The organism is Streptomyces sp. NBC_00984 (assembly GCF_045162475.1).
Taxonomy (GTDB): domain Bacteria; phylum Actinomycetota; class Actinomycetes; order Streptomycetales; family Streptomycetaceae; genus Streptomyces.
This window is the reverse complement of sequence record NZ_CP108734.1, coordinates 767,281-790,506: the sequence shown is the minus strand read 5'-3', so window position 1 is coordinate 790,506 and position 23,226 is coordinate 767,281. Positions and strand designations below refer to the sequence as shown.

At 70.4% G+C, this 23,226-nt stretch carries 20 protein-coding genes and 1 riboswitch; of the genes, 13 read left to right on the top strand and 7 right to left on the bottom strand.

Going from position 1 to position 23,226, the window contains the following annotated elements; translation table 11 throughout:
• The first annotated feature begins 47 nt into the window (after nucleotides 1-47).
• The 3 genes from OG520_RS03275 (at nucleotide 48) to OG520_RS03265 (ending at nucleotide 1,916) form a co-directional block, all read left to right on the top strand.
• Nucleotides 48-599 carry a DinB family protein gene (locus OG520_RS03275; RefSeq protein WP_399330001.1) on the top strand — a complete coding sequence of 184 codons (552 nt, stop codon included), beginning with the start codon at nucleotides 48-50 and terminating at the stop codon, nucleotides 597-599.
• A 201-nt stretch (nucleotides 600-800) separates the two neighbouring features.
• The gene (locus OG520_RS03270) at nucleotides 801-1,136 is read left to right on the top strand and encodes a hypothetical protein (protein WP_399330002.1); all 336 of its coding nucleotides are present in this window, start codon (nucleotides 801-803) and stop codon (nucleotides 1,134-1,136) included.
• 105 nt (nucleotides 1,137-1,241) lie between these two features.
• Nucleotides 1,242-1,916 carry a DUF305 domain-containing protein gene (locus OG520_RS03265; RefSeq protein ID WP_406012101.1) on the top strand — a complete coding sequence of 225 codons (675 nt, stop codon included), beginning with the start codon at nucleotides 1,242-1,244 and terminating at the stop codon, nucleotides 1,914-1,916.
• Between the two features lie 84 nt (nucleotides 1,917-2,000).
• Here the strand turns inward: OG520_RS03265 and OG520_RS03260 are convergent, their stop codons facing one another.
• Nucleotides 2,001-3,671, bottom strand: coding sequence for an ABC-F family ATP-binding cassette domain-containing protein (locus OG520_RS03260; protein ID WP_406012100.1), 1,671 nt, complete (start codon nucleotides 3,669-3,671; stop codon nucleotides 2,001-2,003).
• 647 nt (nucleotides 3,672-4,318) lie between these two features.
• A riboswitch (cyclic di-AMP (ydaO/yuaA leader) is annotated at nucleotides 4,319-4,505 on the top strand.
• A 4-nt stretch (nucleotides 4,506-4,509) separates the two neighbouring features.
• On the opposite strand from OG520_RS03260, the gene OG520_RS03255 reads away from it, so the two are divergent.
• Nucleotides 4,510-4,998 carry a transglycosylase SLT domain-containing protein gene (locus tag OG520_RS03255; protein ID WP_406012099.1) on the top strand — a complete coding sequence of 163 codons (489 nt, stop codon included), beginning with the start codon at nucleotides 4,510-4,512 and terminating at the stop codon, nucleotides 4,996-4,998.
• A gap of 39 nt (nucleotides 4,999-5,037) precedes the next feature.
• Here OG520_RS03255 and OG520_RS03250 read toward each other — a convergent pair whose 3' ends face one another.
• Nucleotides 5,038-6,195 carry an FAD-dependent monooxygenase gene (locus tag OG520_RS03250; protein WP_406012098.1) on the bottom strand — a complete coding sequence of 386 codons (1,158 nt, stop codon included), beginning with the start codon at nucleotides 6,193-6,195 and terminating at the stop codon, nucleotides 5,038-5,040.
• Between the two features lie 86 nt (nucleotides 6,196-6,281).
• Here OG520_RS03250 and OG520_RS03245 point away from each other — a divergent pair, with 86 nt between their 5' ends.
• On the top strand, nucleotides 6,282-6,845 hold the full coding sequence (locus tag OG520_RS03245; protein WP_406012097.1) for a TetR/AcrR family transcriptional regulator: 564 nt from the start codon (nucleotides 6,282-6,284) through the stop codon (nucleotides 6,843-6,845).
• A gap of 17 nt (nucleotides 6,846-6,862) precedes the next feature.
• Here the strand turns inward: OG520_RS03245 and OG520_RS03240 are convergent, their stop codons facing one another.
• Complete coding sequence (locus OG520_RS03240) at nucleotides 6,863-7,180, bottom strand: hypothetical protein (RefSeq protein WP_266430696.1); 318 nt, start codon at nucleotides 7,178-7,180, stop codon at nucleotides 6,863-6,865.
• Between the two features lie 359 nt (nucleotides 7,181-7,539).
• On the opposite strand from OG520_RS03240, the gene OG520_RS03235 reads away from it, so the two are divergent.
• The 3 genes from OG520_RS03235 to OG520_RS03225 all read left to right on the top strand — a co-directional run bounded on the left by OG520_RS03235 (nucleotide 7,540) and on the right by OG520_RS03225 (nucleotide 10,982).
• Nucleotides 7,540-8,937, top strand: coding sequence for an APC family permease (locus OG520_RS03235; RefSeq protein ID WP_399330008.1), 1,398 nt, complete (start codon nucleotides 7,540-7,542; stop codon nucleotides 8,935-8,937).
• Between the two features lie 234 nt (nucleotides 8,938-9,171).
• Entirely contained in the window at nucleotides 9,172-10,251 is a 1,080-nt protein-coding gene (locus OG520_RS03230) for an NAD(+)/NADH kinase (protein ID WP_406012096.1), read from the top strand.
• A gap of 77 nt (nucleotides 10,252-10,328) precedes the next feature.
• A complete protein-coding gene (locus tag OG520_RS03225) occupies nucleotides 10,329-10,982 on the top strand; it encodes an HD domain-containing protein (protein ID WP_406012095.1) in 654 nt (217 codons plus the stop codon).
• Nucleotides 10,983-11,121: 139 nt separating this feature from the next.
• Here the strand turns inward: OG520_RS03225 and OG520_RS03220 are convergent, their stop codons facing one another.
• Complete coding sequence (locus OG520_RS03220; protein ID WP_406012094.1) at nucleotides 11,122-11,253, bottom strand: hypothetical protein; 132 nt, start codon at nucleotides 11,251-11,253, stop codon at nucleotides 11,122-11,124.
• A gap of 3 nt (nucleotides 11,254-11,256) precedes the next feature.
• Between OG520_RS03220 and OG520_RS03215 the strand changes: the two genes are divergently transcribed.
• On the top strand, nucleotides 11,257-12,132 hold the full coding sequence (locus tag OG520_RS03215) for an EamA family transporter (protein ID WP_406012093.1): 876 nt from the start codon (nucleotides 11,257-11,259) through the stop codon (nucleotides 12,130-12,132).
• A gap of 27 nt (nucleotides 12,133-12,159) precedes the next feature.
• On the opposite strand, the gene OG520_RS03210 is transcribed toward OG520_RS03215, so the two are convergent.
• Nucleotides 12,160-13,176, bottom strand: a complete 1,017-nt coding sequence (locus OG520_RS03210) for a LacI family DNA-binding transcriptional regulator (RefSeq protein WP_406012092.1) — start codon at nucleotides 13,174-13,176, stop codon at nucleotides 12,160-12,162.
• Between the two features lie 212 nt (nucleotides 13,177-13,388).
• On the opposite strand from OG520_RS03210, the gene OG520_RS03205 reads away from it, so the two are divergent.
• Together OG520_RS03205 and OG520_RS03200 are read left to right on the top strand one after the other, a co-directional pair.
• Nucleotides 13,389-16,754: a glycosyl hydrolase gene (locus OG520_RS03205; protein ID WP_406012091.1), complete on the top strand. Its 3,366-nt coding sequence runs from the start codon at nucleotides 13,389-13,391 to the stop codon at nucleotides 16,752-16,754.
• A gap of 97 nt (nucleotides 16,755-16,851) precedes the next feature.
• Nucleotides 16,852-18,534, top strand: coding sequence for a hypothetical protein (locus OG520_RS03200; protein ID WP_406012090.1), 1,683 nt, complete (start codon nucleotides 16,852-16,854; stop codon nucleotides 18,532-18,534).
• A gap of 198 nt (nucleotides 18,535-18,732) precedes the next feature.
• Here OG520_RS03200 and OG520_RS03195 read toward each other — a convergent pair whose 3' ends face one another.
• Entirely contained in the window at nucleotides 18,733-19,323 is a 591-nt protein-coding gene (locus OG520_RS03195) for a lytic polysaccharide monooxygenase (protein ID WP_399330015.1), read from the bottom strand.
• A 256-nt stretch (nucleotides 19,324-19,579) separates the two neighbouring features.
• Between OG520_RS03195 and OG520_RS03190 the strand changes: the two genes are divergently transcribed.
• Nucleotides 19,580-21,088 carry a glutamate synthase subunit beta gene (locus OG520_RS03190; RefSeq protein ID WP_406012089.1) on the top strand — a complete coding sequence of 503 codons (1,509 nt, stop codon included), beginning with the start codon at nucleotides 19,580-19,582 and terminating at the stop codon, nucleotides 21,086-21,088.
• A 157-nt stretch (nucleotides 21,089-21,245) separates the two neighbouring features.
• Here the strand turns inward: OG520_RS03190 and aroQ are convergent, their stop codons facing one another.
• Complete coding sequence (aroQ, locus tag OG520_RS03185) at nucleotides 21,246-21,884, bottom strand: gamma subclass chorismate mutase AroQ (protein ID WP_406012088.1); 639 nt, start codon at nucleotides 21,882-21,884, stop codon at nucleotides 21,246-21,248.
• A 479-nt stretch (nucleotides 21,885-22,363) separates the two neighbouring features.
• On the opposite strand from aroQ, the gene OG520_RS03180 reads away from it, so the two are divergent.
• A complete protein-coding gene (locus OG520_RS03180) occupies nucleotides 22,364-23,221 on the top strand; it encodes a sterol desaturase family protein (RefSeq protein WP_406012087.1) in 858 nt (285 codons plus the stop codon).
• The last annotated feature ends 5 nt before the right edge of the window (nucleotides 23,222-23,226 follow it).

Below are 23,226 nucleotides of genomic sequence, written 5' to 3'. Positions count from 1 at the left end.
CCCATTCCGGAAGTGGAACGTCCGCAATGGACCGTACTCTCCTCGCCATGAGTGAGAACAACGAGTCGGTCTTTCCGGAACCTCCGCTCGCGGGCGACGAAACCGCCACCCTCCTCGGTTCGCTGGAGCGCCAGCGCGCGACCCTGGCGTGGAAGTGCGGGGGATTGGACGCAGCCGGTCTGCGAGCGACGCTCGGCACGTCGACGGTCTCCCTGGGCGGGCTGCTCAAGCACCTGGCCTGTGTCGAGGACACGCATTTCGCCCGGTTGCTGCTCGCGCGGAAACCGGGGGCTCCGTGGGACGCGGTGGACTGGGACGCCGATCCCGACTGGGAGTGGCGGACGGCCGCCGAGGACACCCCCGAGCAACTGACGGCGCTCTGGCGGGGAGCCGTGGAGCGCTCCCGCGCCATGGTCGCCGAGGCGCTGGCGGACGGCGGCCCGGGGCACATCGGCCGGTACACCACGTCCAGCGGCGAGTCCCCGAGTCTGCGGCGCGTCCTGATCGACATGATCGAGGAGTACGCCCGTCACATCGGCCACGCCGACCTCATCCGGGAGTCGGTGGACGGTCTCGTGGGAGAGGACCCGCCGCGGTGACATCGTGTCCGCCGGACGGCCGCCACCGGTGCGGAGGGCGGGGAGCCACGGAACGGGAAACCCGGTGGGGGTATCGTCGGGCCCGGACCGCAGGACCCGTACGACCGAGCATTCGAGGCAGCCGTGGATCGCGGACGGACGCGCACACCGGGAGGGTCCCGGCTGCTCGTGCTGTGTGCCGTCCTGTGCGGACTGTTCCTCATGCACGGCGCACCGGCGAGCGCCGCGGAGGGCTGTCACGACGCGACGGCCGTGACCGCGCCCGTGTCCATGACCACGACTGCCGGTCACCCCGCGGTGCGGGGCGAGCACGACCCCGCTCGCGTTGCCGCCGCCAGGCCGGCGACGGACGGCGAGTCGTGCGTATTCACCCATGCCCGTGACCGGGTGCTGCCGCTGCTGATGGCGCTGGGTCTGGTGCTCCTGGCCGTTCGGGCGCTCGCCGGGCGCCGTACGGCCGTACGCGGACCGGCGCGGCGGGGACCGCCGTTCGCCGGCAGAGATCTGCTGCTCCAGGTGTGCATCGCGCGGACGTGACAGGAATCCGCCGGTCCACGGCCCCCCCCGGGGCCGGACCGGCCGGACGACCCTGCCCCTTTCGCGCGCCACGGACGTGGCGCATCCACCTGGAAAGAATCCGTGATGTCCGCTTCCCTGTCCTCTGCTGTCCGCCGCCGCACGCTCGCGGCCGCCGGTACCGTCGCCGCCCTCGCTCTGACGCTGGCGGCCTGCGGTTCCTCCGACGGCTCGAAGTCCGACGGTTCGTCCATGCCCGGCATGAACCACGGCTCGCGCAACGCCTCCGCACCGGCCACCCCCGGCGGTGCGTTCAACGACGCGGACGTGACGTTCGCGCAGCAGATGATCCCGCACCACCAGCAGGCCATCGAGATGGCGAAGCTGGCCGACGGCCGCGCCTCCGACCCCGAGATCAAGAAGCTGGCCACCGCGATCGAGAAGGCCCAGGACCCCGAGATCAACACGATGAAGGGCTGGCTGACTTCGTGGGGCAGGCCGCTGCCCGCGTCCTCGTCCTCGATGGGTGACATGCCCGGGATGGACCACGGCTCGGACGGCTCGGGAATGCCCGGAATGATGTCCGGCAAGGACATGGGCGACCTGGCGGCCGCCAAGGGCAGGGACTTCGACAAGAAGTTCGCCCAGCTCATGATCGGCCACCACCAAGGCGCGGTCACCATGGCCGAGGACGAGCAGAAGAACGGCGACAACGTCGACGCGAAGAAGCTCGCCGGCGCTGTCGTCACGGCTCAGACCGCCGAGATCGAGCAGATGAACAAGATCATCGACCGGCTCTGATCCCGGCAGGGGTGCGGGCCTCCCTCGCATGACGGTCCGGATGCCGTCATGCGAAGGCCCGCACCCTCGGGCCTCTCGTCCCGATCAGGCCGGGCTCGCGTGCTCCGGCGCCGCCAGCAGATCACCCACCTCCTGTGCGGTGGTCTCCCGGAGCTCCTCCGCGACCAGCAGCCACCGGGTGATGCCGACCGATTCGAGGAACGGCAGATCGTGACTGGCGATCAGCAGTGCGCCCTCGTAGGACTCCAGCGCACCGGTCAGCTGCCGCGCGCTGGCGATGTCGAGGTTGTTGGTCGGTTCGTCCATCATCAGCAGTTGCGGGGCCGGTGCGGCGAGCATCGTCGCCGCGAGGGCGGCACGGAAGCGTTCTCCGCCCGACAGCGTGCCCGCCGGCTGCTCCGCGCGCTTCCCCCGGAACAGGAAGCGCGCGAGCTGGGCACGGATGTGGTTGTCGGTGACCCCGGGCGCCATGCGGGCCACGTTCGCCGCGACGCTCAGCTCCTCGTCCAGCACATCGAGCCGCTGCGGAAGGAACCGCGTCGGCACGAAGGTCCTGGCCTCGCCGGACAAGGGGGCCAGCTCACCGGTGATCGTGCGCAGCAGTGTCGTCTTCCCGGCGCCGTTGCGACCGACGAGCGCGATCCGCTCGGGTCCCTGCACCCGGAGACTGCCCTCGCGCAGCCTGCCGAACCGGGGGCGCAACTCGTGCAGGTTCAACACGCTGCGTCCGGCGGGCACCGCCGTGTGGGGAAGACTCACGCGGATCTCGGCATCGTCGCGGATCGCGTCCGCGGCCTCCTCCCGGCGCTCGCGCGCCTCGCCGAGCCGCTCCTCGTGGACGCCGCGAAGTTTGCCCGCCGACTCCTGCGCGGACCGCTTGCGGCGGCCGGCCAGGATCTTCGGGAGGCTCCCCTCGGCCTCGATCTTCCTGCCGTTCCTCTGGCGTCGGGCCAGCTTCACCTGGGTCTCCTCCAACTCGCGTTTCTGGCGGCGCACATCGGCTTCCGCGGCCCGCAACATCCGTCCGGCGGCCTCCTGTTCGGTGGCCACGGCCTCCTGGTACGCGGACCAGCCACCGCCGTACCAGTTCACGGACCCGGCGCGCAGTTCGGCGATGCGGTCCATGCGCTCCAGCAGTTCGCGGTCATGGCTGACCACGACCAGTACGCCCGAGCGCCAGGAGTCGACGGCCTCGTAGAGCCTCCGGCGCGCGAACATGTCGAGGTTGTTGGTGGGCTCGTCCAGGAGGAGGACATCGGGACGCTCCAGCAGCAGCGCTGCCAGGCGCAGCAGGACAGTCTCCCCGCCGGACAACTGGCCGACGGTGCGGTCCAGTTCCACGCCGCCGAGTCCGAGTGAGCCCAGTGTCGCCAGGGCCCGTTCCTCCACGTCCCAGTCGTCGCCGATCCTCTCGAAGTGCTTCTCGTCGACGTCGCCGGCCTCGATGGCACGCAGCGCGTCGCGCCGTTCGGCGATGCCCAGGGCCCGGTCCACCCGCAGTGTCGTGTCGAGGGTGATGTTCTGCGGAAGGTGGGCGAGGCTGCCGCCCACGGTCACCGAGCCCTGGGACGGGCGCAGCCGACCGGCGAGCAGCCGCAGCAGTGTGGACTTGCCCGCGCCGTTGGTGCCGACGAGACCGATGCGGCCCCGGCCGATGCTGAGCGAGAGGCCGTCGAAGACGGTCGTGCCGTCCGGCCACCGGAAGGACAGGGCCGAGCAGGTGAGGGAGGCGTGGGGGGTGGTGGGTGTCGCCATGGTGTTCCTCGCATTCGCAAGCGCAGTGATGGGGGCTTCGTATGCGAGCACCACGCGGCGACCGAGCAGCAGAGAAAGGTGCGGCGTCCGGAAGACAGAGGGACGGTTCATGCACCGAGGTCGCATCCACGCGGGGTCACGGGCAGCGCGGAGCGCTGCTACAGCGTGACGGGCGTACGGGCTGTGCCGTACGGCGCGATGTTCGCGAACCTCAGATGCGCAACGTCCACCTCTATCGGAGACAACAGGACATCAAAACCTTAACCACGGGGAGGAGCGATGGCAATGCCATGGCAATGCCTCGCGGTTTCGGGTGGGGCCTGGGCGTGGGCCTCGAACGACGACGCGTAAGCGCTGTGTGTGCGATCCAGGGCAGTTGCCCTTTTGGGCGATTAGGGGGCATTTGATGCAATTGTTGCTTTCGGGCATAGGGCGATATGCCCCTTTTGGGATTTCGTGGCGCGAGTCACGTTCGAGCCCTCGAATGTCGCACCGTGCAATTCGGTTCCCTTTCCGCGCAAGGAAAGCGAACCGTTCCATGTGAGGTGGATTACCCCGATTCCGATGACTCGATCTTGTAAGTGAATTGCGTTCGGAAATCAGGGGCTTGTCCCTTTCGGTCCTTCTCGCCTACGGTCACCGTCAATCCGGACGGAACGCCGAATCCTGCCGCCGCCCGGCATTCCCATCCACTCGTGTACGGCAGGAGCGGGGAACCCAGGTAAGCCGCCGATCCGGTATCCGGAACGGCTCGGGGTGAAGTCGCATTCGTGTGCGGCCAGGCATCTCCAGCCCGAACCCGACAGCTCACCTCGCAGGCGACGGAGAGGAATCCATCATGACCTCAACGGGTACGTACCGTCGTCGCAGGCCCACCTCGCTGACCAGGGGCTTCATCGCCCTGGGCACGGGTGCCGCCGTACTCGTGCTTCCGCTGATCGGTGCCCACGCCGCCTCGGCGGCGCCGGCGCAGACCGTCCGTGCCGCCGCGCCGACCGCGGCGTACACCGACGATCTGGACGGCTGGATCAAGGAGTCGCTGGCCGTCATGGCCCAGCACGGCATCCCCGGCAGCTACAACGGCATCCACCGCAACGTCATGCGCGAGTCCTCCGGCAATCCCCTCGCCATCAACAAATGGGACTCGAACGCCGCCGCCGGAACGCCGTCCAAGGGCCTCCTCCAGATCATCGATCCGACGTTCCGGGCCTACCACGTGCCCGGCACGGCGATGGACAGCTACGACCCCGTCGCCAACATCACGGCAGCGTGCAACTACGCGGCCGCCAAGTACGGCTCCATCGACAACGTCTCCGGGGCCTACTGACATACGGAACGGGCGGTCTCCGGGCCGTCGCCCCCGCGGTCACCCCAGCCGCGGGGGCGTCCAGTCGGCATGGCGCAGGATCGTGCGGACGGTGACGCGGGACGGTGCGAGGCGCAGCGCCGTGTTGCGCAGCGCGACGGCCGCCGGCCGGGACAGCCGCTGACCCATCCGACCGGCCCGGCGGGCGGCTCGGGCGACCGACTGGCTGCGGGGCCGGCGTTCGGCGTCGTAGCGGCCGAGCGCCGACTCGACAGTGGGCTCGGTGCGGAGTGCGGCGGCCAGTGTCGCCGCGTCCTCCAGGGCCTGGCACGCCCCCTGGCCGAGGTGCGGTGTCATGGCATGGGCCGCATCGCCGAGCAGGGCGACCCGGCCCACCGCGTAGGAAGGGAGCGGGACGACCAGTTCGTCGACGTCATGGTGCAGGACGGCGTCGGGCCGGGTTGCCGCCAGCAGCGCGGGAATGGGGTCGTGCCAGCCGCCGAACCTGCGGCGGACCTCGGCAAGGGGATCCGGATGGCGCACACCGGCAGGGGCGTTGAGCACCGCGTGCCACTCGGCCCGGCCGTCCGTGAAGGCGATGTGGCCGAACTCGGCCCCCGGCCCCCAGGTGAGCTCGAAGTCGGTACTCAGGCCGACCGGGGACTCGGTGATGGCGCGCAGCACGGTCGAGCCGCTGTAGGCCGGACCGGGGTGCCCCGGGAAGAGCCGGGAGCGCAATCCGCTGCCGATGCCGTCGGCGGCCACGGCCAGATCCGCGTCGAGGAGGGTGTCACCGGCGGTGAGGCGCACCCGCGAGGCGTCGGAGCGGTCGACGGACGTCACCTCGGCTCCGACGAGCAGGGACTCGGGAGGCAGTGCCTCGCGCAGCAGCCGGTGCAGCGTGGCCCGGGGGATGCCCACGATCGGGGTCCCCAGCTCGCGCTCCAGTGCGGCTCCGTCCATGCGTGCCAGCAGACGTCCGCCCGGGGTGCGGGTGCCGCCGGTGTACTGCGGCCGTGCTGCCGCACGCACCGGCCCGCCGACGCCGAGGGCGTCCAGTGCGCGCAGGCCGTTCGCATGCAGGGAGATGCCCGCGCCCGCGTCGTCGAGGGTGCGGGCGCGCTCGACGACCGTCGCCTCCCAGCCGATGAGTCGCAGCCCGATCGCGGCGGCCAGTCCGCCGATGCCTCCGCCGACAACCACCGCGCTGTTGCCCATGCCGGGTCCCCTCTCCTGCGCCGCCCAGGCCTTCTACGCCTGTAGAAGGAGAGTACTACGCAGTCTCTACAGGTGTAGAAAGGGGGATGACCACAGATCGACGAACCCTCCTCGCCGATGCCGCCATCGACGTGCTGGCCGAGGCAGGGATGCGCGGCCTGACCCACCGGGCCGTGGACCGGGCGGCGGACCTGCCGCCGGGCACCACCTCGGCGTACTTCCGTACCCGGCAGGCGCTGCTCACCGGGCTCGTCCGGCGGCTCGTCGCCCTCGACCAGGCGGAGTTGCAGGCGGCCGGCGAGCAGGCGGGGATGCCGCGCGACGCCGACGAACTGACGGACGGGCTCGCCGGCTTCGTCGGGCGGCGGCTGGCCGGTCGGGGTCGGCAGAGGTCGCTCGCCCGCTACGCGTGCGCGGTCGAGAGTGTGCGTCACCCGGAGCTGCGGGAGATCCTTGTGCCGCGCGAGAACGCGGCACGCGAGGCCGTGCGGGCGTTCCTGGAGGCGCAGGGCGTGGCCGACGCCGAGGGCCGGACGCTCACGCTGCTGGCCTGCGTGGACGGGCTGCTGTTCGACCGGCTGGTGGGCGGCGGGGGAGTGCCGAGGGACGAGATCGCGGGGGTGGTCGCCGCCGCGCTCCGCGAGGCGTGATCGTCGACGCGCCGGCGTCACTCCTGGGCGGGCTCCGCCGCTTGCTCCCGGGCGGGGCGGGGCGGCACGGGAACGGTGGCCGCCTCACCCTTCCGGACCGCCTGCACCACCGCATCGTGCAGGCGACGGCTGTCCTCCTCCGAACAACACGGCACAGGACTGCCCGACATGGTGAACCAGTCGATCGCACCCGTGTACTGCACGGTCACCTGGGCCAGGTCATCCGCCCAAGTCGTGTGAACGGTCAGGTCCCCGGACAGGACACCGACCTCCTCCGTGAGCACGCCACCGTGCCCGGAGAACACACCGCAAGTCGTCCACGACGCCCAAGCCATGACTCCAGGCTGGCACCAAGACCGCGGATGCGCGACCCGCGGGCTCCACGCCCCGATCGCGCCCGCTCGTGCGGGACACCGCCCCGCCCTTCCGGATGCTGGATATGGGGGAAACTTTCCATCGGGCCGGGCTGCGGTTCCCGCACCCGCCGATCCCCGGACTATGACGCGTTGTTAACGCCAAATCGTCGCATCGGCCCCTCGGAACAACGAATTCCGAAGGTGAATACCTCTTGACCTGCGGAACACGTCAGGATTGCATGTCGCGCTGGGAGCGACGAAACCACTCACCACGTCCTCGTCTGGAGGCGATACCGCTCCCGTGCTCAGACACCGCACCTGTTGATCGGAACCGCACGATGACCGAAACGCTCAGCGCTCCCCAGGCGCTCGCCCCAGCGACCGGCCCCACTCCACAGAAGCTCAAGCGTTCCATCGGCGTCGTGGGCGGAACTCTGCTCACGCTCTCCTGCGTGACGCCCGCCTCGACCCTCTTCGTGGTCGTCCCGGACCTGTTCTCCAGCCTCGGCACGTACACGGCCCTCACGATCGCCATCGGCTCACTGCTCTGCATCGCGGTCGCCTTCTGCTACTCGGAGCTGGGCACGCTCATTCCGAGTGCCGGAGGCGAGTACGCCATGGTGTCGACCATGGCGGGGCGGCTCGCCGGGTGGCTCGTCTTCGTGCTCTCGCTGCTGGTCGTGATGATCGTGCCACCGGTCATCGCCATGGGAACGGCCGACTACCTCGCACCCATCGTGCACATTCCGGCCCCCGTCGCGGGTGCCGGCGTCATGGTGCTCGCCACCCTCGCCGGCCTCCTCGACCTGCGCGCCAACGCGTGGATCACCGGAATCTTCCTCGTCCTCGAAGTGATCGCGGCAGGTGTCGTCGCCGTTCTCGGCTTCGCCCACTCCGAGCGCGGTGCGTCGGCGCTGGTGCACGGGTCGGTCGCCTCGCCGGGCGGCACGAGTTCGACCGTCACCGCGATGATGGTGGTCTCCGGTCTCGCGATCGCGCTCTTCATCACCCAGGGCTTCTCCACGGCGGTCTACCTCTCGGAGGAGCTGGAGAACCCGCGGCGCAACGTGGCCCGCACCGTGCTCGCCACCCTCGCCATCTCCACGGCGGTCATCCTCGTCCCGGTCATCGCCATCACGCTGGGCGCCCCGGACCTGGCGGCCCTGACCTCGGGCGACCTCAACACCATGGTCGCCGCCTGGTCCAACTCGGCCGTCGGTACCTTCGTCAGCCTCTGCGTCGCCCTCGCGATCATCAACGCGGGCATCGTGATGGTCATCCAGAACTCGCGGGTGCTGTTCGCCTCCGCCCGTGACAAGGCATGGCCCGCGCCGATCAACCATGCCCTGTCCCGACTCGGCCGGTTCGGGTCCCCGTGGGTCGCGACCCTGGTCGTCGGCGTTCCCGGAGCGGCGCTCTGCTTCGTCAACCTCGACACCCTGTACGGCGTCACCGGCGTATCCGTCACCGCCATGTACCTGCTGGTCGCCGTCGCGGCCCTGCTCTGCCGCCGCGGCACGCACCGCGAGGCGCCGGCCTGGCGCATGCCGCTGTGGCCCGCGATCCCCGTGCTGCTGATCGCCGTGCTGGCGTACATCCTGACCCAGCAGGAGACCGAGTACCTGCTGTGGACCGGCGGGATCACCGCGGTCGCCACGCTCTACTGGGCGCTCTACCTGCGACCCCGCCGGGAGACCCGCTGGCTGGTCAGCATTCCGGAGGACGCGCAGTCCTGACCCGGACGTGTTCCGTGCGGTGCCCGGCCCGTCGGTGGAGATCATCCGCCGGCGGGCCGCGCCCGTGCCGCCCGCCACGCCCCGGTGCGAGGGCCTGGATCCGGCCATCCGGGGCCCGTCACCGGACCCGATCGCCCGACCGGGCGCGGTGTCGGCCCGGCGACGGGCGGACACACCCCTGATTCCCTCACAGTGGGGTGAATGCGTCGTCGGAACACGGGGAGTCGTGGCGGGATGAGTGTCGAGCGGGTCGGAGTCGTCGTTCACCAGGGTCATCCCGAGGCCGTCGTCGCGGCGGGCGTCGTACGCGGTTGGTGTGCCCGCGAAGGCATCCCGTGCACGGACATCGACGTGTGGCGCGACGACGAACGCAGGCGCGGCGGGCGCGAGGAGGCCGATGTCGCGGGCAACCCCGATCTCATCGTGACGCTCGGGGGCGACGGGACATTCCTGCGCGGCGCCAGGATCGCCGCCAAGAACGACGGCGCCGTCCTCGGGATCGACCTGGGCCGCGTCGGTTTCCTCACCGAGGTGCCGGCCGGCGACGTGGTCCGGGCGCTCGACGCCGTCCACCGGGGCCGGGCGGAGGTCGAGGAGCGCATGACCCTGACCATGCGGGCCTCCCGCGTACTCGAAGTGCCCCCGGACATCGATGCCCTGATGGGTTACGGGCGGCGCCCCATGCTGCCGCCTCCCCAGGTCGCCCTGGACGAGGAGGCCGCGGCGGAGGGCTGGGGCGTGGCGCTGGACGTCACCGCGCTCAACGACGTCGTCGTGGAGAAGCTCGCCCGCGACCGGCAGGTGAGCCTCGGCGTCTACATCGGCGGCCGCCTCCTTGCCTCGTACTCGGCCGACGCGGTCATCATGGCCACGCCCACCGGCTCGACCGCCTACAGCTTCGCCGCAGGCGGTCCGGTGGTCTCACCGCGCATGGACGCCGTACTCTTCACGCCCGTGGCGGCGCACATGACCTTCGACCGCACCGTGGTCGCCGCGGCCGACGAACCGATCGCCGTACGGGTCCTGCCGCACTCGGGCCAGGGCGCGGTGACCATCGACGGTCAGCTGCGCGGCGTGCTGGACGCCGGGGACTGGCTCGGGGTGTACGCGGCACCGCGCCGTCTGCGGGTCATCAGGCTCGGCCCGCACGACTTCTACGGGCGGCTGCGCACCCGCCTGCGCCTCACGGACGCGCCGGCCACGGCGGCCGACGGGGAGAGCGCGCCGCTCTTCCGACCGGACGGACCGGTCCCGCACGACCTGGCCCATCTCCATCTCTCCCCGGCGGACAGGGATGGGGCGGCCGGTGCCTGATCGCGCCGGGTTCCACCCGCTTCCCGCCGGGGAACCGGGGCCACGAGGCCGAAGTGCCGTACGACAAAGGAGTTCCCATGCCCAGCAGTGCCGATCTTCCCGCCTTCACCACCGTGACGGTTCCCGACACCGAACTGGCCTCGGCCGCGACCCAGTTGGTGCGTGACACGACCGACGACCTGATCTACCACCACTCCCGCCGCGTCTACCTCTTCGGCGGGCTCCAGGGACACAACGGCGGGCTGAGCTTCGACCCGGAGCTGCTCTACGTCGCAGCCATGTTCCACGATCTCGGGCTCAACGAGGAATTCCGCGGCAGCGGGCGCCGGTTCGAGGTGGACAGCGCCGACGAGGCACGGCGATTCCTGCAGGGCCGCGGTGTGCCCGAGGACAGCATCCGTCGCGTCTGGACGGCCATCGCACTCCACACGACGCCGGGAATCCCGTCGTTCATGGAGCCCGAGGTCGCACTGGTGACGGCCGGTGTGGAGTACGACGTACTGGGCATCGGGTACGACGACATCAGTGAAGCGGACCGTGCGGCGATCGTCGCCCTCCACCCCCGCCCCGACTTCAAGCGGCGCATCCTCAGGGCCTTCACCGAAGGCATCGAACCCAAGCCGGACACCACGTTCGGCAATGTGAAAGCCGATGTCCTGGAGCGTTACGCACCCGGGTTCGAGCGTGGCAACTTCGTGGACACCATCCTGGATTCCGCCTGGCCGGAGTGACGCGGACGAGCAGCCCCCATGACCTGGTGGAGACGGCGCCCGTCGATATAGTTGGCGCCTACAGGAAAGTGACCGTGCAGAGGGGGCCGGTGCGGGATCAGCGAGCTCGGCCGCAGCGTCGTCGCGCTCTTCGCACGGCTCACCGTTCCGGCCAAGTGGGCGTGCGCCCAACGCCGATGGCGCCGATGGGCACCTCGGTGACGCGGGCGGTCCGGCCGGCGAACGGCTCCGCACCCTCCGCCCGTTCCTCCGCCACCCACGGAAAGGTCATGCGATGCCGGCCGTCCTCGTCCTGCTGCTCTCCGGAACCTGGCTGCTCTCCGGCGCCCTGGTCACCGGGACCGATCCGCTGATCGTCGCCGTGGGCCGAACCGCCGTGTGCTGCGCGGTGCTCACCGCCGTCGCCGTATCCACCGCCGACGGCCGGGCCGACCTGCGCCGGGCCGCCGCCAGGCCGGGCACCGTATGGCTGCTGGGCCTGCTCGGATTCGCCGGGTACGCGGCAGGGACCCTCCTCGCCATCCCGCGCATCGGAACCTCGCTCACCAATCTCGTCGTCGCGCTGATGCCGTGCGCCTCGGTGGCGGTCGGCGCGATGTTCTTCGGCGAACGGTCCGGACCGCGCAAGGTGGCGGGGGCGGCACTCGCCTGCGCGGCGGCCGCCGGATACGCGGCGCTCGGTGCGGACGCGGGCGATGCGGACGGCATGGGGCTGCTGCTGCTGGTGGCGGCGGCGACCGTGGCCTTTGCCGTGTACGGGTTCCTGTATCGGAAGCGGCTGTCGGGGCTGCCACCGCTCGCAGTGCTGCCCGTGCTGCTCGCCGCCGCCACCTGTCTGCTGCTCCCGATGGCCCTGCCCGCGCTGATCGCCCATCCGCCGACACCCGCCGCGATCGGCGGCACAGTGGTGCTGGGCGCAGCCGTCTACGCGCCGGCCTACCTCGTGCAGCACCGGCTCATCCTGCTCCGCGGGCCGGTCTTCACGGCCGCCGTGCAACTGGCCGTTCCCTTCACCGTGCGGCTGGGCGACTGGGCACTGGACACCGCGCCCGCGCCCTCTCCCGCAGAGCTGCTGCTCCTCGCGGTGTGCTGCGGGGGCATCGCGCTCGTCACCGTCCAGCCGCAGGCCCGACTCGCCGCCGCCGAATGACCGCGGGACAGTCGGGGCCGAAGCGGCTCAGGTCCCGGCCTGATCCCCGACCGTCGTCGCGCCGACCACCAGCGTGCACGGGTGGGCGTGCATCCCGGGAGCGTCGCGCCCGTCGGCCACCTGGGCCGCTGCGGCGGCGCCCAGCGCGGCCAACCCCATGTCGACGGTGGTGAGATGGCGGGTGCGCTGGCCGCTGATCACGTACTCCCAGTTGTCCACGCCGACCAGTGCGACATCGTCCGGGACCCGCCTTCCCGACTCCAGCAGGACCGACTCCACGCCGAGCGCGATCTGGTCGTTGCCGCAGAAGACGGCGTCGAACCGGGTGCCGGAATCGATCAGCCGGCGACAGGCGGTGACCCCCCAGGCCCGGCTCCAGTCGCCCCCGAGCGTGCCGGTCGCGGGGGAGAGCCCGGCTTCGGCGAGCGAAGACAGCAGCCCCTGCTCACGTCCCGTCGTGGCGGTGTCGGCCGCCTCGCCGGTGATGTGCGCGATGCGTCGCCTGCCCAGCGACAGCAGGTGCTCGCCCGCCAGCCGGCCGGCCATCCGGCTGTCGGGGACGTAGCAGGAGTCACCCGCCCGGTCGGTGAGCCCGAACGCGTAGGCGACCGGAACGGAGAACTCGGCCGTGACGGACCGCATTTCGGCCCGGAGGTCGTCGCCGAGCACCAGCAGTCCGTCGACGCGCCGGGCCTGCAGCCTGCGGATGCTGTCGGCCATCGAGTCCGGGTCGAAACTCGTGTCGTAGAGGAGGCAGGCCTGTTCCCGGCTGCCGAGATGGGTGAACGCCCCGACCAGTACCGGCTCGGTGAAGGCTCCCCGGGCATTTTGGGCGAGAATGCCGATCGTCCGGCTCCGCCCCAACGCGAAGGACTGCGCCAGGGCGTTGGGGCGGAAGTCCAGCCTGCGCGCCGCCTCGGCTATGCGTGATCGCGTCGCCGTCGAGACCCGGCCGCCGCCGTTCAACGCCCTCGACGCCGTGGAGAGCGACACCCCGGCGACCGCCGCGACATCGCTCAGTGTGACCCTGCCTCGTTCCGACATGGCATCAGCCTATCCATGGTGCGCAACTGCTTGTGCGATTACGTCGGTTACTGTGCGAACCCTTGACAGGGTCTGTTTGCGGGACCAGTCTGTGCCGCGTTTGAGCAAGCGGTTGCGCAACGGCCCGGAGCCGCATCGGGCTCAGTCCGTCCACGTTCTCCGCAGAGATCCCGCGCAGCCCCCCGCGCCCGATGATCAGGGAGTTTCACGCCATGCGACATCGACCACGCAGACGCCTGTCCCGCGCGGCGGTGGCCTTCTCCATACTGCTGGGCCTGCTGGCCTTCGGCCCGGCCGCCGCCTCCGCAGAGAGAGCCGGATCCATCGCCACGCGCACCGACGACTCGGCAACCGCCGTGTTCGGGAAGACACTTGAGGACCAAGGCGCCACCATCGACGCGTCTCCCGGCAGCGACGAGGCGAGCGCCAACGTCAAGACGTACGGCGACCGCGACTGCTGGGAGATCGGCCCCGGCCGCCCCAGCCAGTACCTGTACGTCACCGTGGACGCCCGCCTCAAGCACGAGGGGGCGAACCACGCGGCCGTCGACATCGACTACTTCGACGCGCCCGGTGCCAAGTTCGCGCTGGTCTACGACGCGGGCGCGAACCCGTGGAGCACCTCACGGATCGTGAAGACCACCGGCACCAACACCTGGAAGACCGCTCACTTCTACATCCCCGACGGGGCGTTCGCCGGCGGGCAGTACGGCCGGGACATGCGCATCGCCTCCTGGGCGCAGGACATGGGATCCAGTGAGAAACCGGTCTGCTTCGCCCGCTACGCCTTCGCCCCGTCCCCGGTCGACACCGATGACGTACGGATCGACGTGACCACCCCGGGCAACCTCTTCGACCCGGGCGCGCGGGCGAGCTTCGGAGTCCTCTCCGCCCGCGACCGCACCGTGCCCTGGAGCGTCCGCGACTACCGGGGCCGCACCGTGCGGCAGGGCGCCGCGGCCATCGACCCGGCCACCCGCGAGGGCGCCGTCGATGCCGGTGAACTCCCGGTCGGCTACTACACATTGACGCTTCGGGGGACCGCCGCGGACGGCGCCCCGGTCGCCCGTACGGCCGGCTTCGCGGTGCAGCACCCCGGCCCCGATCCGAAGCGCACCACCGACTCCTTCTTCGGCGTCAACCACCACCACCGCTCCGCCCCCGGCGACGCCTGGGACGACAGCACCGGGCTCGCCGCCCGTGCCGGTGCCGACGCACTGCGCGTCGACTCCGTCTACTGGAGCAGCATCGAGCACCCCAAGGGCGAGTACCAATGGCCCGAGGCCAGCGAACGTGTCACCGCGGACTTCGGCGCACGCGGCCAGAACGGCCTGATGCTGCTGGGCTTCGGCAACTCCGACTACGGCAACATCCCGAGCACCGACGAGGCGTACCAGGCATTCGGGAAGTACGCCGGACAGGTCGCGGAGAAGGCCGGTGGCCGGATCGAGTCACTGGAGGTCTGGAACGAGTACTACGGCGGCTTCTCCAATGGCGTGTGCTCGCAGAGCGCGAAGTGCTACGCCAGGATGCTGGCCGCCGCGTACTCGGGGGTCAAGGCCGCCGACCCGAAGGTCACCGTGGTCGGCGCCTCGTCGTTCAAGGTGCCCCTGGACTGGTTCGAGGAGCTCTTCAAGCTCGGCGGGCTCAAGCACATGGACGCGATCTCCGTCCACCCCTACCGCGCCCCGGGCGACCCCGAGGGCGTCGAGCTCGACATCGCAGGCCTCAAGCGGCTGATGCGTCAGTACAACGACGGCAGGGAACTCCCGATCTGGATCACCGAGCAGGGCTGGACCTCCGCCGACCGGGACGGCATCGGCGTCAGCGAGCAGACCCAGGCACAGGCCACCGCACGAGCCCTGCTGGAGGCCAAGGCCGCAGGCGTCGCCCGCTACTACTGGTACGACCTGATCAACGACGGCAACGGGCCGAGCAACGGGGAACACAACTTCGGCCTGCTGCGCAAGACGGGCCCGGAGGCCAACGGGCTCAACCCGAAGCCCGCCTACCTCGCCTACTCCACCGTCGCCCGCGAACTGACCGAAGCGGCGTTCACCGGACGGCTGCGCACCGGCGACAGCGACCTGCACGCGTACACATTCAGGTCCGCGTCCGGCTCGCCCGGCGACGGCTCGGTCACCACGGCCCTGTGGAGCAGTGACCGCACCGGCAAACCGGTCCGAGTGCGGACCGGGAAGCCGGTCACCGTGGTGGACATGCTCGGCTCGGAGCGGGTGCTGGAGCCGGTGAACGGCTGGGTGCACCTCACGGCCACCGGCGCCCCGGTCTATCTGCGGGCCGCGGTCGACAAGGTGGAGGAGTCACCGCTGCTTTCGCTGTCCGCACCGAAGAACATCGCGGCGGGCGCGGACGTTCCGGTGACCGCCACACTCGACAACCGCGCCACGGGCCATGGCGAGGGGGCATCGACACACAAGCGCACCGCGGTCTTCGAGATCGAGGGCCGGCGGGTCACCGTCTCGGCGGCGCCCGGCCGACGGGCCGGCGCCGTGCTGAAGGTCCCGGCCGGTGACACGCCCGGCAGTCGTGGCCTGGCCGCGGCGGTCACCCTCGACGGGAAGCGGGCCGGCGCGGTCGCGACCGGCACGGAGGTGACGACGCAGCCGGTGACGGTCGACGTGTCCCCGGAGATGTCGGTGCAGGGCGCCGCCCGCACCGACCGGCTGGCGGTGACCGTCACCAACCACTCGCCGGACGCGCCGGTCCGGGTGACCGGGATCGACTGGTCCTTCGGCGACCGCAGCGGAACCATCGCGGGCCGCGGCACAGGCGACGGCGGCACCGTCCCGCCGCTCGCCACCCGCACCTTCCGCGCCACCGTCGACGGAGCCTCCCCCTACGCCGTACAGCCCGTCGGGGTGACCGCGAGATTCACGGACGGACGCACCGCGCACGACAGCGACTCCTTCGGCTTCAGCCCGATCGCCAGGGCCACCCCGCACCTGGTGGACGGCAAGCTCACCGGTCTGGGGAACGCCCCGAAGGTGGACCTCTCCGAAGTCGGCTCGTACAACGGCATCGAACCCTCCGTCGCCGACGGTGACATGTGGGCGACCTGGGACGACAAGAACCTCTACGTATCCGCGGTCGTCCGGGAGAAGGACCACCGGACGGCACAGAAGGTGGCCTGGCTGCCCGCCGGCGACAGCATCGGCATCGGGGTCCAGCCGGGCAAACCCGGTGAGGGGCTGGGGCGTTGGGGGGCCGTGTGGTACATGCTCTACGCAGGTGACACCGTGACGGAGGGGCCGGGTGTCTTCGTCGAATCCCTGCCGAAGGACTACCCGGTGGGATCCGTGGAAGGTGCCGATGTCCGGGTGGCCCGCGACGAGGAGGCCGGGACGACGACCTACCTGGTCGCCGTGCCGTGGAAGCGGATCGCCCCGCTGTCGCCCGAGGACCCCTCGTTCTCGCTGACCCTGACCGTCAACAAGAACGACGGTGTGCAACGGGACAACTACCGCTCGCTCGGTCTGGACGGATGGCAGACCTGGGGCGACGGGCTCAACAACTGGAAGCTGGTGCGCTACCAGCAGGTACAGCTGACCCGCTGACCTGCCCCGGCCGGTGGGCGCCGCGACATGCGACGCCCACCGGCCGTCGTTCCCGACAACCGGCACGTCGAATCAGCAGCGAGAGGGCGAAACCACCATGACCAACACCTCCATCGGCACGGGCGATGCGACCGGCTCCCGGCGCCGCGACCGGGCAGGTCTACGACGGCGCTCACCCGTTGCCCGCGTGCCGGCTCTCGCTCTCGCGCCGGCCCTCGCACTGACCCTGATCGTGGCCCTCCCCCCGTCCGCCCCCGCCGCGACGCACACCCTGTCGGTCAACTCGCCGAGCCTGATCTTCCAACGGGGCCAGGGCGCCGTGGAGTTCGGCTCCTCGGCGGCCTCGGTCTCCTGGACCGTCACCGATGAACAGGGCACCCGGGTGCGCGGCGGCACCAGCTGGCTGTCCGGCGGGAAGGCCACGATCCCCGTCGCCGACCTCGCCCCCGGCTACTTCGAACTCGCCCTGCACGCGGGCTCCTCCACCGATCCGACCGACCTGCGCACCTCGTTCGCCGTCATCGAACCGGTGCCGGCCGGTGTGATCGCCCCGGCCTCGCCGTTCGGCGCCGCCGTGCACATCGGACGCGCCGGCTGGGGCCTCGATGTGCTGGACGAGGCACGGAAGACAGGCATCGCGCACATCCGCGAGGACGCCTGGTGGGACCGGTTCGAGACCGCGAAGGGCAGTTACACCTTCCCGGCTGCCTTCTCCACCGAAATGGCACGTGCCCGCGCGCTGGGCATCACCCCGCTCGTCATCGCGAACGGCGCCAACCCCCTGTACGACAAGGGTCATACGCCGAGCAGCCCCGAAGGCATCGCGGCCTTCGGGAAGTTCGCCGCGGCGGTGCTGAAGCAGTACGACCGGAGCGACGTCGAGGTGCTCAACGAGTACAACGGCGGCACCTTCAACAACAGCGCCTGCGGGACGAGCGCCGCTTGCTACCTGGAGGTGCTCAAAGGGGTCCACCAGGCCGTGAAGGCCGCGGACCCGGGCGCCTCGGTCGTCGGCCCGGCCACCATCGGCATCGGCAACTGCGTGCACGCCGACGGCACCAAGTGCTTCGCGCCGGACCTGATCGACCGCGGTGGACTGAAGGCGATGGACGCCTACAGCGTCCACCCCTACCACTACCCGGGCGGACCGGAGTGGCTGGGCAGCTCCGGCGACACCATCGCCGGCCTGCGGCAGCGGATCCGCGCAGCCAACGACGGCAAGGACAAGCCGATCGTTCTCAGCGAGATGGGCTGGCCCACCGACACCGGTCACGGCACCACCGAGCGCCAGCAGGCCGACAACCTGATCCGGCTCTACGCCATCGGCCTGGCCAATGGTGTGACCCGGGTCTACTGGTACGACCTGGTCGACGACGGCAGCGACCCCGCCAACAAGGAACAGAACTTCGGCATGCTCCGGCAGCCCGTGACGGCCACCACCGCGAACCCGGTCTCGGTCACCGCCAACGCACCCAAACCGGCCGCGGTCGCCCAGGCCGTGGTGGCCCGGATGCTCGGCGGCAAGACGTACGAGGGGAACGACGGCCTGACCGCACCGGCCTACTCCGTCCGCTTCACCGGCGGCGGCACGACCCGCGTGGTGTGGGCCACCACCGCCCGCAACCTCACGGTGTCGGCGACCGGCCCGGTCACTCTGGTCGACTCCTGGGGCCGACGCTCCGTCAGGCAACCGACGGACGGCCGCTTCCCCCTGGAGGCCGGTCCGTCACCGGTGTTCGTCGAGGGCCCTGTCACCGGCGTCGCAGCGGCAACGCCGTAGCGAGGCCGGTCGGGAAACGGGTGGACGGGCGAGTGCCGGGCACGCTGTGATGGCCGGTACCCGCCCGCCGCGCCCACAGACCACCCGCCAGATCGCCGAGGCCCTTGTCGGACAGGACGCCGCCGGACGACCTCCGCCACCCGGGGTGGTGGGCCCACCACCCCGGGTGGCGGAAGTCGTGCGGGATGCGGACCCGACTCAGAAGGTGACATCCGAGCAGGCGTAGAACGCGTTGCCGGTGTCGGCGATCGTCCAGACGCCGAGAATCAGGTGCTTGCCCGACTTCTGCGGCAGGACCCCGGCATGGGTCACGGTGGATGCCGGCAGGCGGCCGCCGAAGGGCACGGTCAGGAAGGGCTGCGGCTCCAGGTCGGCCCGGGTGAGGGGCTTGGCGGGGTCGTACCCGTCCTTGGTGATGTAGTAGCGGAAGTCGGTCGTGGCGTGCCGGGCCGTGATGCGCCAGCGGAAGGTGTAGCTCTGCCCGCCGGTGACCTGCGTCGCCGGCCAGGCGCCGCCGCGTGGGTCGTCGAGCTCGGAGAACCGGTCGTTGCCGCCGGCGCAGATCGTGCCGTCGACCGGGCCGCGGGCGGGGAAACCCTTCGGGCCCTCGACGCTCGGCGGCTCCCACTGGATCTGGCCGCAATTGCGCACGGTGCCGTCGCCGCAGAGCTGCTGACGGCTGACGGGAGCATCGGTGTAGCCGTGGCTCTGGGCGCTGCCGGTGGTGACGAGGAGGGAGGCTCCGGCGATTCCGAGGCCGAGAACGAACGAGGTCATCCTTCTGCGCATGCTTCGCTCCTGAGGGAGGTGTGGGGGCGCTGCGAGACGAGTGGGGAGGGCGCGCTCCACCCCGCTAGGTCTAGACCAACTTCGAGACTAGCCAGGGCAATTGGTCATGTCCATACCAGCAATGCACCGCCGGGTGACCAGCCGGTAACCCTTCCGATCGGACCGAAGGGGGTCATCGGCATGGTGGCCGGCGGACAAAGCAGGCGTAGGCTGGCAAAAACGCCTGTACACCGCGAATGAGCGATCGAGGCGGCCCATGACCGACCCACACGGCTTCCTCAAATTCCCCCGCCGACCCGTCCCGGCACGCCCCGTCGAGGAACGGCTGAGCGACTGGAACGAGGTCTACGCGGGACAGGCGCGGCTCCCCCTCGTGTCCGAGCAGGCCGGGCGCTGCATGGACTGCGGCATCCCGTTCTGCCACAGCGGCTGCCCGCTGGGAAACCTCATCCCCGAGTGGAACACCTACGCGAGGCGGTCGGACTGGCGGGCCGCGGCCGAGCGGCTGCACGCGACCAACAACTTCCCGGAATTCACCGGGCGACTGTGCCCGGCCCCGTGCGAGGACGCCTGCGTACTGACCATCAACGCCGACCCGGTGACCATAAAGAACGTCGAGCAGGCCATCGCCGACCAGATCTGGGAACGCGGGTACGCGTCACCGCGACCGCCGGAGCGCCTCAGCGGGAAGACCGTCGCCGTCATCGGCTCCGGGCCGGCGGGTCTGGCCGCGGCGCAGCAGCTCACGAGAGTCGGCCACACCGTCGCCGTCTACGAGCGTGCCGACCGGATCGGCGGACTGCTGCGCTACGGCATCCCCGAGTTCAAGATGGAGAAACGCCACCTGGACCGCCGCATCGAGCAGATGCGGGCGGAGGGAACCAAATTCCGCACGGGGGTGGACATAGGCGGCGACCTCGACGCCGCCGAGCTCGCCGAGCGACACGACGCGGTCGTCGTCGCCGTCGGTGCGCGAGGCCAACGGGAGCTGCCCGTCCCCGGCCGCGAGCTGTGCGGCATCCATCAGGCCATGGACTATCTGACCCTGGCCAACCGGGTCACCGAGGGCGACTGCGACGCGCCTGTCGTCACTGCCGAGGGCAAGCACGTGGTGATCATCGGGGGAGGGGACACCGGCTCGGACTGCATGGGGACCGCACTGCGCCAGGGGGCCGCCTCCGTGGTGCAGCTGGACATCAATCCGGAGCCCGGCGACACCCGGCGGGACAACGAGCCCTGGCCCACGTATCCGAAGGTCTACCGGATATCCCACGCCCATGAGGAGGCGCGGGGGCGGAAGGGCGCCGATCCGAGGGTCTTCTCCTCGGCCACCCTCCGCTTCGAGGGCGACCGGTCCGGGCGGGTGCACGCGTTGCGCCTCGCGGAAGTGGAACCCGAGGCCAGAAGGCCGCGTCCGGAGACCGAGCGGGGGATTCCGGCGGATCTGGTGCTGCTCGCCCTCGGCTTCTACGGCCCCGAACACGGCACGGGGCTGATGAGGCAGCTCGGGCTCACGCTGGACGACCGGGGCAACTTCGCCCGGAACGCGGGCTTCGGGGCCGAGACGGCGGAGCCGTCCGGGCGGGCGGCCCGTACCAGCACGGACGGGATCTTCATCGCCGGTGACGCGGGGCGCGGCCAGTCCCTCGTGGTGTGGGCCATCGCGGAGGGACGGTCCGCCGCCGCCGCGACGGACCGCTACCTGACCGGCTCCACGGTGCTCCCGGCCCCGATCGCACCACAGGACCGGCCTCTGATGACTTGAGCGCCCGGCTGTGATCGCACCGCAGGACCGGCCCTGGTGACTTGTGCGCCCGGCCGCGAACACATCACAGGGCCGGCTCTGGTGGCTTGTGCCCGGCCGCGCGAATCCGCCGGCGTGCGGACCGGCCGCCATCAACACCCTTTGCTCGCTGGGTATTTCAGACCCCTCGCTTGTCCGGCGCGCCGGTGGACGCTCCGCAGACGGACGTCAAGGAATCGGCCAGCGCGGCCGCGTGCAGTTCGTCGAGGCGCCTCTCGTGGCTCACGCCTTCCGCCGAGGCGGCGAGTGCGACGCGGCACAGTGGAGCGGAGCGGCGGTACGGTGCCGCGTCGGCGACGGCCCGGACGAGTGCCTTGTTGAGGTGGTCGACCTCCTTGCGCACCTCGTCGAGGCCGGGACGCTCGGTGGGTGCCTCGGACGGCCGGTCCCGCCACAGCCGGTGCAACCCGCGCTGCACCGCCTTGTTCGCCTCGATCTGGTCCCGGAAGACCAGCCTCGTCAGCCGTGGGTCCGCTCCGAGCCTCCTGGCCTGCTCGGCCAGGGAGTCCAGTACCCGCTGTTCCCTGGCGGGGTCGTCGACCGGGCTTCCGGTGCCCCACGTGGCCGCGGCGACCAGGTCACCGGTGGCGATGAGCCGGGCGGAGAGCTCGGCCACGGGGAACAGGGGAGGTCGCCGGGCCGAACCGCCGGGACTCGTCGCAGCCGCGGAGAGCGGGGCGGCCGCCACTGCGACGAGCAGCGCCGCTGTGATCGCCGTGCTGGTCAGCACGGGGCGTGAGGGCGAGGTCCGTTGCACAGGTGTTCCTGTCGATCCGGGAGCAGATGCTCGAAAAATCGAAAAAGCTAATTGATATTACTGATAATTCATATTCATGGCATCCTGAATGGTCGGGGTGTCACCCGCGATTCTCGCCATGCTCGCCGCAGCGTATCGCCACGAGGCTTGAATTCGACGGTTGAGGTAGCCGATCGGGGAAAAATAAGTAGGGCGGCCCCCGGTGACGACACTCGGGTTCGCGGGGCCCATGAGGCGGCTCGTATCATCCTTCAGTCCATCCTCCTCGCGCGTGACAGATGACGTCCGGTGTGCCGGTCACGCGCGTCCGCGGTTAGTATTCAGTTTCTCTTTCACGGTCCGTGCACCCTTCTGTGCACTGCTCCGTGCTGGTTCCTTTCGTAAGGGTGCTGTGAGTGGAAAGTTGTGAACCGCTGCCCGGCGGTGATCCGGAGGTGAATTTCCGTCGGGTCCGGGGAAAAGTGGTGCCGGTACCGTCCGTGCGCGCTGTCCTGCGTGTGTCGGCGTACCCATTTCTGCTGGCGAGCACGGTTTCGGTGGCCGCTGCGGCGTTGTGTCTCGATTGGGATCCCGACCGTGTGAGCCCGCTCTTCCTGCTGGGCGTCATCTCTTATCTCACCGTGCTCGAACGTCTGATTCCGCACCGGTGGGCCTGGCACCCGAGCGCCGGTGAGTGGCGTTGGTACGGGGTCTATTTCCTGTTGACGATGGTGGCCAGCGCCTTTGCGCAATATCTGGTTTCCGCGGTCGTCTCCGTGGTGTCGCCGAACGAGTCGACGCTCAATCTCTGGACGGAAATACCCGCTGCATTGCTGACCGGTTCACTGGCCAGTTATCTGGTGCACCGGCTCGGTCATACCAACGCGATACTGTGGCGACTGCATGGTGTGCACCATGTGCCGGAAAAGGTCAACGTCGCCAGTAATGGTGTCAATCACGTCCTCGATATCGTTCTCGCGCAGGGAACCGTTCAGCTGGCTCTGGTGCTGGTCGGGTTCTCCCGTGACTCCGTGTTCGTGGTGGGCCTTTTCGTGGCTGCTCAGGGCTATTTCGTCCACGCCAACATCGACGTGCGCATCGGGCGGCTCAACCATGTGCTCGCCAGCCCCGAACAGCACCGCCTGCATCACAGCACCGATCTGTCCGAGGCGGGCCACTACGGCTCGGACCTGTCGATCTGGGACCACTTCTTCGGCAGTTACACCTGGCGGCCCGGCCGCGAACCGGTCGCGATCGGCCTGGGCGATCCCGCGTCCTTCCCCCGTACGGGGGAGATCGTTTCCAGCCTTCTTCACCCCTTGAGCCGTGCGAAGGGGCCCGGGACCGGTTCTGCCTGAACTGC